Origin of the sequence: Bradyrhizobium sp. 142, from assembly GCF_023074015.1 — a bacterium.
Classification (GTDB): Bacteria; Pseudomonadota; Alphaproteobacteria; order Rhizobiales; family Xanthobacteraceae; genus Bradyrhizobium.
The window spans coordinates 1-577 of sequence record NZ_JADPKQ010000242.1 but is presented as its reverse complement, the minus strand read 5'-3'; the positions used below and the strand labels follow the sequence as shown (position 1 = coordinate 577).

The window sequence follows — 577 nt, the reverse complement described above, 5'->3', positions numbered from 1 at the left end:
GAATGGTATCCTACGCCTCTGCGCCAACCCATCCGCACTCCCTTATTCGAACCTCACCGATAGAGGCGGTCTTGCCGGGTTCGAAGTCGAACTCGCGGAAGTATTGGCGCACGAGATGGGATTTGAGCTCGGTGTGACCTGGGTTCGAAACGCCGGTGATATTAAGAACTCGGATTGCGATGTCTTGATGGACGTCGTCACCTCCGCCGCAAGCTATGATCGGGAGGGACTTACCGGGCCGCTGACAACCCATCTACCTCTTCGCTATTCGAGACCTTACGCAGACAGCGGTGTTGTCCTCGTCATTTCATCTCGATCTTCGGTTCGTCGGCTTGAGGATTTGCACGGTCAGAAGATTGGCGTCATGGTTGGCACCGTCGAGCACGAGTGGCTGGCCAAACACGGCTTCCGCGTTTCGGTCTTCGCCTCTCAAGAAGACATAATTGCGGCGATCGAGGCAGGCGAAATCGAAGTCGGCGCCACAAACCCCGTGATTATCGGCTGGTATCGGCACGAACACCCCAGCACGGCAGTAAGGATACCCGACGGATACGAGCCAGAACCGGCACTGCGCTGG

1 protein-coding gene is annotated in these 577 nt (G+C 57.2%); it reads left to right on the top strand.

Annotated features, from left to right (window positions below; translation table 11 throughout):
• The coding region (locus IVA82_RS22600) for a transporter substrate-binding domain-containing protein (protein WP_247493527.1) at nucleotides 1-577 on the top strand (577 nt) is incomplete at both ends.